This is a genomic window from Shewanella sp. BJSY2023SW005 (assembly GCF_047314585.1).
Lineage (GTDB): Bacteria > Pseudomonadota > Gammaproteobacteria > Enterobacterales > Shewanellaceae > Shewanella > Shewanella algae.
The window spans coordinates 77486-92818 of record NZ_JBKORJ010000026.1 but is presented as its reverse complement, the minus strand read 5'-3'; the positions used below and the strand labels follow the sequence as shown (position 1 = coordinate 92818).

At 54.2% G+C, this 15333-nt stretch carries 15 protein-coding genes; all 15 read left to right on the top strand.

The window, feature by feature from the left end:
• Window positions 1-134 precede the first annotated feature (134 nt).
• On the top strand, window positions 135-1382 hold the full coding sequence (locus ACMHXI_RS08165) for a malic enzyme-like NAD(P)-binding protein (protein WP_025011583.1): 1248 nt from the start codon (window positions 135-137) through the stop codon (window positions 1380-1382).
• Window positions 1383-1573: 191 nt separating this feature from the next.
• On the top strand, window positions 1574-3487 hold the full coding sequence (gene csrD / locus ACMHXI_RS08160; RefSeq protein ID WP_144190979.1) for an RNase E specificity factor CsrD: 1914 nt from the start codon (window positions 1574-1576) through the stop codon (window positions 3485-3487).
• A gap of 220 nt (window positions 3488-3707) precedes the next feature.
• Window positions 3708-4592, top strand: coding sequence for an MSHA biogenesis protein MshI (locus ACMHXI_RS08155; RefSeq protein ID WP_144190980.1), 885 nt, complete (start codon window positions 3708-3710; stop codon window positions 4590-4592).
• On the top strand, window positions 4589-5188 hold the full coding sequence (locus tag ACMHXI_RS08150; protein ID WP_129979912.1) for a PilN domain-containing protein: 600 nt from the start codon (window positions 4589-4591) through the stop codon (window positions 5186-5188). The genes ACMHXI_RS08155 and ACMHXI_RS08150 overlap by 4 nt, the downstream gene beginning before the upstream one ends.
• Complete coding sequence (locus ACMHXI_RS08145; protein WP_317058750.1) at window positions 5185-5844, top strand: MSHA biogenesis protein MshJ; 660 nt, start codon at window positions 5185-5187, stop codon at window positions 5842-5844. The genes ACMHXI_RS08150 and ACMHXI_RS08145 overlap by 4 nt, the downstream gene beginning before the upstream one ends.
• Window positions 5845-5932: 88 nt before the next feature.
• Entirely contained in the window at window positions 5933-6151 is a 219-nt protein-coding gene (locus tag ACMHXI_RS08140; RefSeq protein ID WP_223828866.1) for a general secretion pathway protein GspB, read from the top strand.
• Window positions 6151-7842: a pilus (MSHA type) biogenesis protein MshL gene (gene mshL / locus ACMHXI_RS08135; protein WP_186265060.1), complete on the top strand. Its 1692-nt coding sequence runs from the start codon at window positions 6151-6153 to the stop codon at window positions 7840-7842. The genes ACMHXI_RS08140 and mshL overlap by 1 nt, the downstream gene beginning before the upstream one ends.
• 8 nt (window positions 7843-7850) lie before the next feature.
• A complete protein-coding gene (locus ACMHXI_RS08130) occupies window positions 7851-8762 on the top strand; it encodes an ExeA family protein (RefSeq protein ID WP_025888264.1) in 912 nt (303 codons plus the stop codon).
• On the top strand, window positions 8759-10114 hold the full coding sequence (locus ACMHXI_RS08125; protein WP_345869511.1) for a tetratricopeptide repeat protein: 1356 nt from the start codon (window positions 8759-8761) through the stop codon (window positions 10112-10114). Before ACMHXI_RS08130 ends, ACMHXI_RS08125 begins: the two co-directional genes overlap by 4 nt.
• Window positions 10111-11865: a GspE/PulE family protein gene (locus tag ACMHXI_RS08120; protein WP_107005199.1), complete on the top strand. Its 1755-nt coding sequence runs from the start codon at window positions 10111-10113 to the stop codon at window positions 11863-11865. Before ACMHXI_RS08125 ends, ACMHXI_RS08120 begins: the two co-directional genes overlap by 4 nt.
• 2 nt (window positions 11866-11867) lie before the next feature.
• Window positions 11868-13088: a type II secretion system F family protein gene (locus ACMHXI_RS08115; RefSeq protein ID WP_045282601.1), complete on the top strand. Its 1221-nt coding sequence runs from the start codon at window positions 11868-11870 to the stop codon at window positions 13086-13088.
• Window positions 13088-13582, top strand: a complete 495-nt coding sequence (locus ACMHXI_RS08110; RefSeq protein ID WP_107352863.1) for an MSHA biogenesis protein MshF — start codon at window positions 13088-13090, stop codon at window positions 13580-13582. The genes ACMHXI_RS08115 and ACMHXI_RS08110 overlap by 1 nt, the downstream gene beginning before the upstream one ends.
• 65 nt (window positions 13583-13647) lie before the next feature.
• On the top strand, window positions 13648-14250 hold the full coding sequence (locus ACMHXI_RS08105; protein WP_044735297.1) for a Tfp pilus assembly protein FimT/FimU: 603 nt from the start codon (window positions 13648-13650) through the stop codon (window positions 14248-14250).
• A gap of 34 nt (window positions 14251-14284) precedes the next feature.
• Window positions 14285-14803 carry a type II secretion system protein gene (locus ACMHXI_RS08100; RefSeq protein WP_025011848.1) on the top strand — a complete coding sequence of 173 codons (519 nt, stop codon included), beginning with the start codon at window positions 14285-14287 and terminating at the stop codon, window positions 14801-14803.
• Window positions 14804-14820: 17 nt separating this feature from the next.
• Window positions 14821-15321 (top strand): type II secretion system protein, encoded by a 501-nt coding sequence (locus ACMHXI_RS08095; RefSeq protein WP_045282603.1) that lies wholly within the window; start codon window positions 14821-14823, stop codon window positions 15319-15321.
• Window positions 15322-15333 lie beyond the last annotated feature (12 nt).

The following is a 15333-nucleotide window of genomic DNA, read 5'->3' as shown; positions in this document are numbered from 1 at the left end:
GTTTTAAAACAGTGCCTTTTCGCGTATCTTTAGCGCCTTGTGATTTGAGTCACTGTAGAGGAAGTTCTGCAGTGATCCAGACCTGTGTTTGTACGGTTTTTACTTAATATCATTCCGCATTTCAGGATTTAAAAATGACAGATTTCCGTCAAAAAGCGCTCGATTACCATGAGTTCCCCGTTCCAGGCAAAACCGCAGTGACGCTGACCAAGCCCGCCGAGACCAGTATGGATCTGGCGCTGGCGTACAGCCCGGGGGTGGCAGAGCCGGTACGTGAAATCGCTTCCAATCCTGCCAATGCGTACAGATACACCAACAAGGGCAACACGGTTGCCGTGATTTCCAACGGTACCGCCATTCTGGGGCTGGGTAACCTAGGCCCCTTGCCATCCAAGCCGGTAATGGAAGGAAAGGCTTTGCTGTTCAAGCACTTTGCCAATATCGACGCCACAGATATCGAAGTAAAACACCGCACAGCTGAAGAGTTTATTCATACAGTCGAAGCGATTGCCGACACTTTTGGCGGTATCAACCTGGAAGACATCAAGGCGCCTGAGTGCTTTGAAATTGAGCGTGAGCTGATCGAGCGCTGCCAGGTTCCTGTGTTTCACGACGACCAGCACGGCACGGCAATCGTTACTGCCGCCGGGATGATCAATGCCCTCGAGATCCAGGGCAAGAAACTGGAAGAGGCGGTGTTTGTCTGTATGGGCGCAGGCGCAGCGGCCATCGCCTGTATGAGCATGCTGGTCAAGTGTGGAGCCCAGCGTGAAAATGTCTACATGCTGGATAGAAAGGGCGTAATCCATACTCGTCGTGAAGATCTCAACGAGTACAAGGCACTGTTTGCCAACAACACAGACAAGCGCACGCTGCAGGATGTGATCAAGGGGGCCGACGTGTTCCTGGGGCTGTCTGGCCCTGATGTTCTCGGCGCCGAGGAAGTGGCTATGATGGCCGAGAAGCCGGTGATCTTCGCTTGCTCCAACCCGGATCCTGAGATCAAGCCTGAACTGGCTCATGAGATACGTAGCGATTTGATCATGGGAACCGGTCGCAGCGACTATCCCAACCAGGTCAACAATGTGCTCTGTTTCCCATTCATTTTCCGTGGCGCCCTGGATGTGCGTGCCAGCCGCATTAATGATGAGATGAAGATAGCCGCGGTTTATGCCATTGCCGAACTGGCCAAGGAACCTGTGCCAGCATCTGTGTTGGCGGCTTACCCCAATGTCAGCGAGTTGAGTTTCGGCCCGCAATATGTGCTGCCCAAGCCTATGGACCCTAGATTGTTGCCCAAAGTCGCCAAGGCTGTGGCGCAAGCAGCCATAGACTCTCAGGTTGCTCAGATAGACACACTGCCGCAATACCCGGAAGTCTGATAGCAGCTTTACTCCCAAGGGGCCTTGTTTGGCCCCTTTGTTGTTTCTGCAAGGCAAACGGGGCATTTGCCGTGCTGTGCAGCTTGTCGGTTGCCTTTTGCGTATGGCTGCTGAATAATCAACAGACTGAGTTCCCGCAGTGAGGCGGCTCAACACTTAGAAGAATAAGAAGACTGGCAGGATCGCCCTCGATGAAACTCACCCGAATTCTCACAAAAAAACTCACCAGTTTTTGGCTCTTGTCGCTGACGACAGTGGCGTTTGTGTTTCTGCTCTGTGCCATGATGAGTTTCCTGCAGCTGACCTACAAGTTCCAGCAACAGAAGGTCATGGAGCTGGAAACCATGCTGAGCAACCAGTACCAACCCAGCAGCAATTGGGAACTGGAGTCCTGGCTGCCTCCCATGTTGATTGCCTACAACGCCGCCAGCTTTAAGCTCTGGCATTACGACAAGTTATTGTTTGAATATAAAGGCAATATAGGCACAGAAAACCTGGTGCGTTATCAGTCACAGCTGAAGAACAACCCGGGTATCCGCATGGAGCTGGAACTACCGCAGCCGTTTTCCCAGCACAGGCCAGGTTGGTACGAAGTCTTGATCATTCTGGTCGGCGTGGGTGCCGTGCTGGCGTTTGTCCGTTTCGGCTATCTCTGGTATTCGCGGCAACTGGAGGGGATTGAGGAGCTGGCACAGCGCAGCCGTTTAATTCTCCTGGGTGAGCATGAAAAAGCGCTGGCGATGCCGGGCAAGGGTAAGCCCAGATTGATTAACCGCGCCCTCAGTCGCTTGCTGGAAGAGCTGGCCGATGCCCAGAAAGAGCGGGCCAGATTTGACAAGTTTATCCGCAGCAATACTTTCCTGGATCCCGACACCCGCATAGGTAACCGCCTGTTTCTCAAGAATCGCCTCGATGCCCTGAGCAATGAACAGGGCATGATAGCCCATGGGGTGCTTTATCTGTTGGAGCTGGAGGACCTGGATCTGCTGCAGCAACAGCTGGGAGACAGCCTGACGCTGGAGCTGCTAAGACAAAACGTCAACGGCATCAGCCAGATACTGCAGTCTCAGCCCAACAGTTTCTTTGCCCGCCGCTCCCATAACCAGTTTGCAATAGTGGTGACCCAGATTTCCCTGGCGGAGGCCGATCAACTGGCGATCCGGCTGCTGAAAGTCTGCCAAAGCCAAGTGTTGCCCAAGCTGGACAACGCCGACAACTTCTATCATCTCGGCGGCGCTTACTTCAAGGTGGGCGATGGTCAGCAACAGTTGCTGGAAGAGGCGGAAATGGCCCTGAGAGCGGCTCAGCTGCAGGGGATCAATACCTGGTTTATGTATGACAAGGGCGCGGTGGATCAGGAGTTTGCCAAGGGCTCGGTGCGCTGGCGCAGCTTCCTGGAAATGGCCTTGGTCAACAAGCGTTTTCTCGCTTATACCCAGCCAGTGATGGATTGTGACGGCAAACTGCACCATAGAGAGGTGTTCACCCGGGCCAGAGATCCCGAGGGCAATCTGGTGCGGGCGACCCTGTTTCTGCCTATGGCGGTTAAATGTGGGCTGATGCCGCAAATTGAGCGCCAGACTCTGGAAAGAGTCTTGTTTGAGTTGCTGCCGAGTGAGCCGGACAAGAAGGTTTGTTTCAGCATCAACCTGAGCCTGGATTCGCTGATGAGTCGCGCCTTTATCCGTTGGCTGCGTACCACCTTGCTGGAATACCGGGATCTGACCGGCAGGTTGATCTTCGAGGTCAGTGAGGATATCGCGGCGCCCAATCAGGAGAAGATAGCCTCCAGGCTGCAAATGATCCGCAAAATGGGCGCGCGCCTGTGTGTCGATCATGTGGGGCAGCAGGTGATCAGCACCCAGTATATTCAGGACACGGGGTTCGAGCTGATTAAACTGCACAGATCCATAGTGCGGCAGATCCATTTACGGCCCGAAAATCAGCTGTTTGTTCGCAGCCTGATAGGTGGACTCTACCGCACCGAAGTACAGGTTTGCGCCGAAGGCGTGGAGCTGTTCGAAGAGTGGCAGACTTTGAGAATACTCGGCGTCAGCGCCGCTCAGGGCAGCTGGTTCAGCGAGCCTATGCCGGCCAGCGCCTGAGCTAGAGTACAAGCCTTGTATTCGTTTGACTTGTTTATCAGCATGGGTGAGCCTATCTTTAGAGCAGTTCTCAGTTTGAGAATATTTGCCTATAAAATGAAGTGATTAGTGTTTAGAATGGATACGCCAAAATATTGACTTAATTTTTAAGGTTGCAGCAAGTTGTTAACCTTAAGGCCGAGGTCAGGCCAACCACTTTCACAGGGACTCAGGGTTACCTATGACGAACAAGTCATTCATCAGTCGTCTTTTTAGCTTTGGCTCGTCCGAATCCGGCGTCGCTACCGGCATCTTCCTCGCGGCCAATCACGCCTGGGTCTTTCGCCCCGGCAGTGACAGCCAAGGCGCACTCTGCCACAGCTATTCACTGCAAAAAGATGACTGGAATGCACTGTTTTCCGCTATCTATGCCGACTTTGGCCCCTCGAAACTGCAGTTGGCGTTGGGCTTTGGTCATTATCAACTCCTGAGCGCCGACCGGCCCAAGGTAGAAGCCGATGAGATGGCTCAAGCGCTGGTTTGGGCGGTCAAGGACATGGTCAGCACGCCGCCGGCCGATATCCATCTGGACTACTTCGAATCACCAATTAAAAGCAGTGACAAACTCAATGTGGTGGTTTGCTCCCGCAGCAGCCTATCTGCTTTGGCCCAGGGAATAGACAAGGCCGGTATGGAGTTGGTGGGGATCAGCATCGAAGAGTTACTGCCCACTAACCTCTTTGGCCAAGACCCTATGGCCAGGCTGGTGATCAGCCAAATTCCCGGGCAGGAGTTACTGCTCACTGTGGTGCGCGAGGGTGAACTCTACATGCAGCGGCGCATTCGCGGATTCGCCGAACTGCACCAGACCGATGCCGAATCCTTGGGGTTCGGCGTTGCCGATACCCTCAGCCTGGAGATCCAGCGCTCGATGGACTTTTTTGAAAGCCAGCTCAGACAAGCGCCGGTAGCCTCGATTGAAATCATGGTTCAGGGGCAAACCGATGCCCTGGCGCAACTTGTGTCCAGTAACTTTAACCAGCAGGTGCGTCCGGTCAATGGCATGGATGTCGGTATGAAAATGGCTGAGCTCAGCTATCTGGAACTGGAGCGGGGTAGCAAATGAGCAAGACCCGGATCAATCTCTATTCGTCTTCACTCTTGCCTCCCAGGCTAAGGCTCAGTTTTGTTCGTTTGCTGGTTATTGCTGGTGTGTTCTTGTTACTGGGACTCTCACTTATCGGCTTGGGATGGTGGCAGCAAACGCAAGTGTCCAGGCAGTTGCTTGAGGTCGAGTCGCAGCGCCAGGCCTTGGAGAGCCAAAAACAACAACTGGAAGCCGAATTGGCCAAGCGTCAGCCTAGTGCCGAGCTGGTCATTGAGCTGGAGCGTCGTACTCAGGAGCGAGAGCTCAAGGGTTTATTGTTGACCGAGCTTGGGCAGCGGGAGCGCATGACGTCCAAGGGCTTTGCGCCTGTGCTGCAGGAGTTGGCCCAAGTGTCCGATGGCAGCGTGTGGCTGAGCCGCATCAAACTTGAAGAAGACAAGCTGGAGTTTGAAGGTTTCGGCCAATATCCGCAGAGTCTGCCGCGCTGGATAGACAAGCTCAAACAAACAGAGAGTCTGAGAGGGCGCTCGTTTGCTTCCATGACCATGGCTCGGGAGCCAGGCCAGCCACTGGCCTTCGTCCTGACCAGTGAAGCCCGGGAGGTGAAGAAATGAATTTCCTTCGGCGTCTGGGCCAAGCCTTTGATGGTTTGAGTCAAAGAGAGAGGATCATGGTGGCGGGAGTCAGCCTGTTATTGCTGCTGTTTCTGCTGTATCTGCCGCTGGAGTCTTTCTGGCTGGAGCGCCAGAGCAATCTGCAACGCCTGCATGCCGGCCAGAGTAGCATCAAACTCAGTCAGCAACAGCTGGAGCTCTATCGCCAACGCCTAGCGGAAGACCCTGATACGCCGCTTAAGGCCCGCTTGGGGCAAGTCAATCGTGATATCGCCGCGTTGGATCAACAACTGGACCGCCAGATGGTCGACATGGTGCCCGCCAGCTATATGCCATCATTGCTTACCGCCTTGCTGGAACGGGTGCAAGGAATACAGCTGACCGGCTTCAAGTCTGTCGCCCCAACACCTTTGCTGGTGGTGGGTAAGGACGATGAGCAGCAGATGAATCTCTATAGTCACGGCATAGTGCTGGAGTTTGAAGGCGACTATTTCGCCGTGCTCAAGTTTGTGCAAGCGGTGGAAAACATGCCGGACAAGCTCTATTGGAAGCGCCTGGATTACCGGGTGTCTGAGTATCCCAAGGCCAGTGTGCAACTTGAGTTATACACGCTCAGCATCAATGAGGACTTTATCAGTGTGGCATCATCCAGCTAAGTGCTTAATTTTATTGGCGATGCTCTGCAGCCAGGGTCTGGCAGCAGCCAGCCTGCGGGACCCTACCATGCCGGCACAGGGGGTAAATTTGCCAGCCAAGGAGCAGGGAGGACAGGGCCTGATACTGAGCAGCCTGCTCAGCGGACCTCAGGGCAGGCGGGCCGTGATTAATAACCAAATTTACCGCCAGGGAGACAGGATTCAAGGGGTGGTGTTAAGCCGTATCGATCAGGACAGTGTTTTGCTGGCCGATGGTCGCCGACTCTATCTGTTTCAAGCGATTACCGAGCGCAAGGAAAAACATTAATGAAAACCAGACTCGCCTATATGCTGCCGTTGTTGGCTCTGGGCCTGGCGGCCTGCCAAACCACGGATAGGCCCAACCCAGCCGCCTCCAAAGAGGCGCTGCGCGATTCCATGGCGCAGCAAAATGCCAGGGCAGCGGTGCCTCCTCCGGCCAGCTTGCCTCCCGGTGTGCAGCAAGAGTTGAATGCCGATGGTCTTCTGGCCGGGCTGGCCGCACCTATGCAGACCGAGCGGCGTTTTGATGTCTCGGCCAATGATGTCGATGCCAAGGTGTTTTTCCCGAGTCTGGTGGAAGGCACTCCCTTCAGTGTGGCTGTGCACCCGCAAGTGAGCGGCAATATCTCTTTATCGCTCAAGGGCGTGACCCTGAGTGAAGCCTTGCAGGTGGTACAGGACATTTACGGCTATGAGATCAGCCGGGAAGGACGGATCCTGAGGGTCTATCCGGCAGGCCTGAGAACCGAGACTTTCCCGGTCAATTACCTCTATATGGAGCGTATCGGTCTGTCGCTGACTTCGGTCAGCTCGGGAAGGATCTCTGACAACAACAATAACAACAACAGCAATAACAACCTCAACAATAATGGCCTGAACAACGGCAATAACAGCAATTTCAGCAATAACCGTAGTAACAACAACGGCAACGACCAGAACAGCAATAACACCAACGGCACCTTCATCAGTTCCCGCACCAAGACAGATTTCTGGGGCGAGCTGCAAAAGACCCTGGAATCGATTCTCGGCAGCAGTGGCGACGGCCGCTCTGTAGTGGTCACTCCCCAGGCTGGCTTGGTAACCGTCAGAGCCAATCCGGACGAGCTGCGGCAGATCCGCAGTTTCCTCTCCACCGCCGAGAGCCATTTGCAGCGGCAGGTTATTCTGGAAGCCAAGATCCTCGAAGTGACCCTCTCCGATGGTTACCAGCAGGGGATCCAGTGGCAGGATGTGCTTGGCAGCGCTTTGGCCGACGGTAACACCAAGGTTAATTTTGGCACCAGCGAGGGCTCGTTTGGCGATCAGATCACTGAGGCCATAGGAGGGGTGACCTCTTTATCACTCAAGGGTACGGATTTCACCGCCATGATCACTCTGCTGGATACCCAAGGCGATGTCGATGTGCTCTCCAGCCCCAGGGTGACAGCGTCCAACAACCAGAAGGCGGTGATCAAAGTTGGCCGTGACGAATACTTTGTTACGGATGTCTCCTCTACCACAGTGGCCAGCACTACACCGGTGACATCACCTGAGGTGGAGCTGACGCCCTTCTTCTCGGGAATCGCTCTGGATGTAACGCCCCAAATAGACAAAGATGGCAGTGTCTTGCTGCATGTACATCCTTCGGTCACAGATGTGAAAGAGCAGAAAAAGAGCATCAAGATAAGTGACTCTTCGTTGGATCTGCCCTTGGCCCAGAGTGAAATCCGTGAGTCTGATACTGTCATCAAGGCGCTTTCCGGTGATGTGGTGGTGATTGGCGGCCTGATGAAGAGCGAGAATACCGAAGTGGTATCCAAGGTGCCGCTGCTGGGCGATATACCCTTTATCGGTGAAGCCTTTACCAACCGCAGTAAGTTAAAGCGCAAGACAGAGCTGGTGATTTTGCTCAAGCCGACCGTGGTAGTTGATGGCACCTGGCAAAAAGAACTGCAACGCTCTCAGAGCTTGCTTGACCGCTGGTATCCACAGGAATAGCTGCTTCTATGTATCTGCAGCATTTTGGCATGCAGAGCATGCCTTTTGCCCTGACCCCAAATACAGGATTTTTCCTGGGGTTGGCTCCCCATGTGGAGGCCTTGCAGGTGCTGCAGGTGGCGCTGCAAACCGGTGAAGGTTTTATCAAGGTCACCGGCGAAGTGGGAACCGGCAAAACATTGCTGTGCCGCAAACTGCTCAACGAGTTACCGCAGCAGTTTCGCTGCGCCTGGTTGCCCAATCCTTATTTGACCCCGGCAGAACTCAGGCTGGCGATTGCCGAGGAGCTGGGGATTGCCGTGAATGATATTAAAGATCAGCAGCAACTCAGTGGTCTTATCCAGCAGCAGCTGTTGGCGCTCAGTGCCCAGGGGCTCAATATTGTTTTGTTGCTCGATGAAGCCCAGGCCTTGCCGGATGAGAGTCTTGAAGCCTTGCGGCTGTTGACCAATCTGGAAACTGAGAGCCGCAAGTTGCTGCAGGTGGTGATCTTCGGCCAGCCCGAACTGGATTCGCGCCTGGCGCAACAAGAGTTTCGACAGTTACGCCAGAGGATCACCTTCAGTTATCGCTTGCGGCCGCTGACCCGGGATGAAGTCTATGCCTATCTGCGCCATAGATTGGCGGTGGCCGGCTATCAGGGGCCGGCGTTATTCAGCGCCGCAGACAGTAAACGTATCGCCGTGGCTGCCAGAGGGATCCCCAGATTGGTGAATATTTTGGCGCACAAGGCGCTGCTGCTCTGTTTCGGTGAAGGCAAACAGCAAGTGAAAACGGCGCATATCAAGGGCGCCATAAAGGATACCGAAGATGCTTCCCGTACTTCGAACTGGCGCTGGCTTTGGCCGACTCTGGCACTGCTCCTTACTTCAGTCGGCGCCTCGGTCGGGGTTTATGCCATGAAGGGAGTCTGGTTATGAGTGTGGTCAATCAGATGCTCAAGGACCTGGATAAACGCCAGCAGCCCCACAACTTAGCTCATGTGCCGGTGGGGCAGGCCAGTCAAGCGGCGGCCAATCCCTGGTGGTTGCTGCTCGGTGGCACGCTGCTTGGCATCTCTCTATTGGCGTTGGGGTTATGGTTGGGCGGTTATTTGGGAAGTGGCAGTCAAAGCGCTTCTCAAACCCTAAACCAAAGTAGTGACCGAGCAGAGCCATCGCAGACAGTGCCGTATGAGCCGGGACCCACGGGCCGTAATCGGCCGCAGCCGAAAGTAGTCTCAAGCGCTGCCGATGGCAGCGATAGATTAAGTTTGGAGCCTGAGGCGCAGAACTCGGCGCTGCAACTTCCCAGCAAGAGCCTGGCTCCAAGTGAACAATCCAAAGCTCCTGATACGGGCTTGAATGCTCAAGGCTCAGCCTTTGAAACAAAAAGCTCTGAAACGAACGACTTTGAAACAAAAAGCCCGGAAATGTATGGCTCAGAAACAGGCAACTTAAAATCAAGCCGGGCCGATGACAGCCTTGAAACCAGTGCAGTTGCCGAACGTTTGGCAGCCAAGGAAGAGCCGCTCGGACTGGAGGCTGGACAAGAGCCGGCTCAGTCAGTGCAAATAGAAAGACCTGGTCGCAATGAAAAATCAGGCTTGGATCAGAAGCCCAGCCCCAATGAGAGTGGCCGGATAACCCAATCCACATCAGGGGTTGCCAAGCCAAGCCAGGCGAAAATGAGTGTGACTCAGGTATCTCTGACCCCGGCAGAGCTGTCGCAAAAGAAATTACAACAGGGACAACAGGCTAAGGAACTGGGGCAGTTGGACAAGGCAATGTCGGCCTATGCCGAAGCCTTGCGTTTGAATGATGCCAATCACAACGCCCGCCAGGAGCTGGCGGCGCTGTTTTATGGCCGCGGCGAATTGGACAAGGCAGCAGTACTGCTGCGTCAAGGCGCCGAAAGCTATCCGCAGCAACCGACCTTTTGGTTGTTGCTGGCCCGGGTGCAGAAGGCTCGCAGCGAGTTACCTCTGGCGCTCGCCAGTTTGCAACAGATAGCCGATGGCAGCGAGCTTGGGCGCGAGAAATGGCTGCTGCAGGCGGAAATTGGCCAAAGCCTCAAGGATTGGCCCTTGGTACAACAAAGTTATCTTAGCCTGATCCGGCAGGATGCCTCCCAGGGACGCTGGTGGTTGGGGCTGGCCTATGCCCAGGATGCGAGTGGTGATTATGACGCTGCCAAGGCCAGTTACCAGGAAGCACTCAAGCGCCAGGGCTTGTCCTCGGATGCTCGTGATTACATAGAAAACCGACTCGCCCAGATAGGAGGCCGCCAGTGAAACCCAAGTTGAAAATGCGCCTCGGTGATCTCCTGGTACAGGAGCAGATTATCAGCGAGGTGCAGCTGCAAAACGCGCTGTCACAACAAAAGCAAACCGGCCGCAAGCTGGGGCGCACCCTGATAGACATGGACTTTATCAGCGAGGAGCAGCTGCTGCAGTTTCTCTCGCATCAGTTGAATATTCCCTTTATCGATATCAGCAAACGCCCCATTCCTACCGAGGTGGTCAACCTCTTGTCCGAAGTGCAGGCACGGCGTTTTCGGGCTCTGGTGATTGAAGCCGACAAGGATTCTGTGCTGGTGGCCATGAGCGATCCTGCCGATCTGCAGGCGCTGGATGAATTGGATGTGCTATTGGCACCAAGACGCCTGAAACTGGCGGTGGTCAAGGAACAGCAGCTGTTCGATGCTTTTGACAACCTCTATCGTCGCACCGGCCACATTGCCCAGATGGCCGGCAAGCTGGAGGAAGAATACGCCGCCGATGATCAGTTTGATCTCGCCAGTCTGACCGAAGGTGACAGCGACAACGAAACCACAGTGGTTAAGCTGTTGCAGTCGATTTTCGAGGATGCAGTACAGATCCGCGCCTCGGACATTCACATTGAACCCGGCGACAAGTCGCTCAGGATCCGCCAGCGGGTGGATGGTCTGTTGCAGGAAAACGTGCTCAAAGAGGTCAATATTGCCGCAGCGCTGGTGCTCAGGCTCAAGCTGATGGCCGGCTTGGATATCTCGGAAAAACGTTTGCCCCAGGATGGCCGTTTTCATATTGAAATCAAAGGCCATCAGATAGATGTGCGTATGTCTACCATGCCCATCTATCACGGCGAGTCTGTGGTGATGCGGCTGTTGGACCAATCGGCAGGGCTCTTGACCCTGAATGAAACCGGAATGCCGCCGCATATTCTCGAGCGGGTACGGCGGCAGATAAAACGCCCCCACGGCATGTTGTTGGTCACAGGTCCTACAGGTTCGGGTAAGACAACCACTCTTTACGGCATTCTCAGTGAGCTGAACAAGGCTGAGAGTAAGATCATTACCGTGGAAGATCCGGTGGAATACCAACTGCCGCGGATCAACCAGGTGCAGGTCAATCACAAGATAGGCCTGGATTTTTCCAATGTACTGCGCACCACCCTGCGCCAGGATCCCGACATCATAATGGTGGGGGAGATGCGGGATCAGGAAACCGTCGAAATCGGCTTGCGCGGTGCCCTGACAGGTCACTTCGTGCTCTCGACCCTGCACACCAATGATGCCATTACCAGTGCCCTGCGTTTGCTTGATATGGGGGCGGCCAGTTATTTGGTGGCCAGTGCCCTCAGGGTCATCATAGCCCAGCGCCTGGTGCGGCGGGTGTGTAAGAACTGCGCCACCGATTATCAGCTCACGCCGCAGGACAGGGTCTGGCTCCAGAGTATCAGCAAGCGCGACTTTTCCGATGCCAGGCTCAGAGTGGGCACAGGGTGTCAGAGCTGTTCCGGCACCGGCTATCGTGGCCGGATTGGGGTATTTGAGATCCTCGAACTGGATGAAACCATGATAGAGGCGATGCGCAGCGGTAATCCCCATGAGTTTGCCCGTGCCGCTTACGCCAGCGAGCAGTTTACCCCGCTGGCTGAATCGGCTCTGGAGTATTTACGCAGCGGCCTGACGACCATAGAAGAGGTCGCCAAGCTGGTGGAAGATGTCTCCGAGTCTCAAGTGCCGTTGGCGGCCGAGATGATGGAACGGGATGAGGTCTGATTATGCCGCTCTATGCCTATCGGGGCCGGGATGCCCGCGGTGAACAGGTCAAGGGACAATTGGATGCTGCTTCAGAGAGCGTGGCGGCCGATCTGCTGCTGGCCAGAGCCGTGATCCCATTGGAGCTCGTTGAGCTCAAGCCTGGCCCGGATCTCAGTCTCAAAGGTTTGCTCAAGCGTAGGGTTGGCCTGGATGAGCTGCAGATATTTACCCGGCAGATGTACTCCCTGACCCGCTCCGGCATTCCTATTCTGCGAGCCATTGCCGGGCTGTCGGAAACCACCCATTCCAAACGGATGAAAGAGGCATTGCAGGATGTCTCTGAACAGTTGACCGCCGGACGGCCGCTGTCGTCGGCAATGAACCACCATCCGGATGTGTTCGACGCCTTGTTCGTCTCCATGGTTCATGTGGGAGAGAACACGGGCAAACTGGAAGATGCTTTTCTGCAGTTGTCCGGTTATATCGAGCGGGAGCAGGAAACCCGCAGACGGATCAAGTCTGCCATGCGTTATCCCATGTTTGTTCTGTTGGCGGTGGCACTGGCACTGGTGATCCTCAATATTATGGTGATCCCCAAGTTCGCTGAAATGTTTTCCCGCTTCGGTGCCGAATTGCCTTGGGCGACCCGGTTGCTTATCGGTACTTCCAACCTGTTTGTCAATTACTGGCCCTTGATGCTGGTGGGGTTGGTGGTAACTGTACTCGGGGTGCGTTATTGGCATAGAACCGAGAAGGGCGAAAAACAGTGGGATCGCTGGAAACTGCATATTCCAGCGGTGGGTTCCATAATCGAACGCTCGACTCTGGCCCGTTATTGCCGCAGTTTTGCCATGATGTTGGGGGCCGGAGTGCCCATGACTCAGGCGCTCAGCTTGGTGGCCGATGCCGTAGACAACAGCTATATGCACGACAGAATCGTCAACATGCGCCGTGGGGTCGAAGCGGGGGAATCCATGCTGAGGGTTTCCAATCAGAGTCAGTTGTTTACGCCCCTGGTGTTGCAGATGGTTGCTGTTGGGGAAGAAACCGGCCGTATAGATCAACTGCTCAATGATGCCGCCGATTTTTACGAAGGTGAGGTAGATTATGACCTCAAGAACCTCACCGCCAGGCTGGAACCTATTTTGATCGGCATAGTGGCCATTGTGGTGCTGATCCTGGCCCTGGGTATCTATCTACCTATGTGGGACATGCTCAATGTAGTCAAGGGAGGTCGCTGATGCCAAGCCAGCATCAGGCCGAGGAAGATCTGCTACGAACCTTCGCCAGACTGGCCGCGCTGCTGCTGTTGTTGGTCATTCTGGCGGTGTTGGGAGTACGTTATTTTTCAGCCGTGGATCAGGTGTCGGCCAGGGGGTTGCAGCTTGAACACCACAGGTTGCTGAATGTATTGGCCATGGTGAGATCCCAGTGGCTGAGCCTGGGACGCCCTGAACAGATGCAACTGGATTGGCAGACGCTGGAACGCCCAGAGCCTCCAGGTCAATTGGCTATGAATAAGGCCGGTTGGCCACAGGCGCCCAGCCGGGATGACAGCGGCTGTGTGGCTCTTTGGCAACAGCTTCTGGGAGGCATGCCGGATAAGGCTGTTATCCGGGTGCAGTTTCTCAGCCAGGATCAAAGCTGCCGCTATGTGAGCCCTGCCGGTGAGAGCCTGAGTTATCAAATGGACACCGGCAGGGTCATTTTTTTGACAGCTGATACAGATTATTGACCGAGTTGGTTTTTTATCTTAACGGAACTGCTAAAATCAGTGGCGAACAGGTGGAGGAAACCTAGATGAAACGACAGATGCAAGGCTTCTCGTTAATCGAGCTGGTGATAGTGATAGTGATCCTGGGCCTGCTGGCTGCAACCGCTATTCCGCGTTTTTTGAATGTGACAGATGATGCCGAGGATGCCAGTCTCGAAGGTGTAACAGGTGGCCTCGCCACTGCAGTCAGTTTTGTGCGTTCCCAATGGGAGGTCGATGGTCGCCGTAACAACTCGGTGATCCTTGATGGTACGACAGTGTCTCTGGATACCCGCTTCGGCTATCCGACCGGTACTGGCAATACCTCGGCCACTTCCATGGATGATGCCAGTTGCCAGCAAGTGTTCAATACCGTGCTGCAGAGTGCACCCAAGAATGTGCTTTACAGTGCCGATGCCAGAGATCAACGCTATACCGTCAGGGCCTTGGAAGGAGCAGGTGCAAGCGCTACAGCCATTGACGGCACTGTGGTAACCGGGCTGGATCTCTGCGTCTACCATCAGGTGGCATCTCTGGTGCTGAATCAAAGCTCGGGGGTGGCGACACCGGCTCCGGATCTCAACACCACAGGCGCCAAGGGAATTACCTATAACCCGGGTACCGGCCAGGTATTGAGTTTCAGCAACTGATTGAATTGAATTTTTTGAACTAAAGGAAAGCGCTATGCAAAGGCAACAAGGTTTCACCCTGATTGAACTGGTGGTGGTGATCATAATTCTCGGTATTCTGGCGGTGGTCGCTGCGCCCAAGTTTATCAATCTGCAATCCGATGCCAGGGTGTCTACCCTTCAGGGAATGAAGGCGGCACTTCAGGGGGCCAATGCCATGGTGTATTCCAAGGCTGTTATTGCCGGTCAAGGTAAAACTACGGGTGAGAGTGTTGTCATTGGAAAGAGCGGTAACAGTGATATTAGTGTTACTGTGGATTATGGATATTTGGACAGTGCGGCCAATTCCACCACAGTGAAAACCAATCTGGAAAAAGCTATGGACAATACTTTCGAGGCTATTACCGGAACAGATACCGTTGCAACTGAAGACTTTGGGGTGATCTATGTTAGTGACACTTCTTTCATTATTGTCCCTAAGGGTAAGAAAGGCAGTGAGGCCTGTCGTATTAACTATACCCCAGCCACAGCAACTTCGTTGCCACAGTATGTGGTAACTGGTACAGATTGCTAATTTGAAAGGAATAGAAAATGAAAAAACAACAGGGTTTTACGCTGATTGAATTAGTGGTGGTGATTATCATTTTGGGGATACTGGCTGTCACTGCAGCGCCTAAGTTTTTGAATCTGCAATCTGATGCAACCAAGTCAACTCTTTCTGGTATGAAAGCAGCGTTACAGGGCGGTAATTCCTTGCTCTATTCGAAAGCTGCTATTCAAGGTAAAGAAAAAGACGACGGTAGCAATGGTGACAATGTTGATCTTACAGGGGATGGTAGTGCGGATATCACTGCTGTATATGGGTATGTGAAGGCTGATGCAACCAATATTCTCAAAATTCTGGAAGCAGATACCACCTCCAGCGGGGACTGGGTTATCGCAGCTCCCAGCGCAGCCAATGTCAGTGCTGCTGATGTGATCATTTATCGCAAGGGAACAACGCCTTCAGACACCTATAAATGCTTTGTTGAGTATTCGGAAGCTACCAGTAACTCATTGCCCGTATATGAGATCGTGGATACCAACTGCTAATAGCCTGTAGCT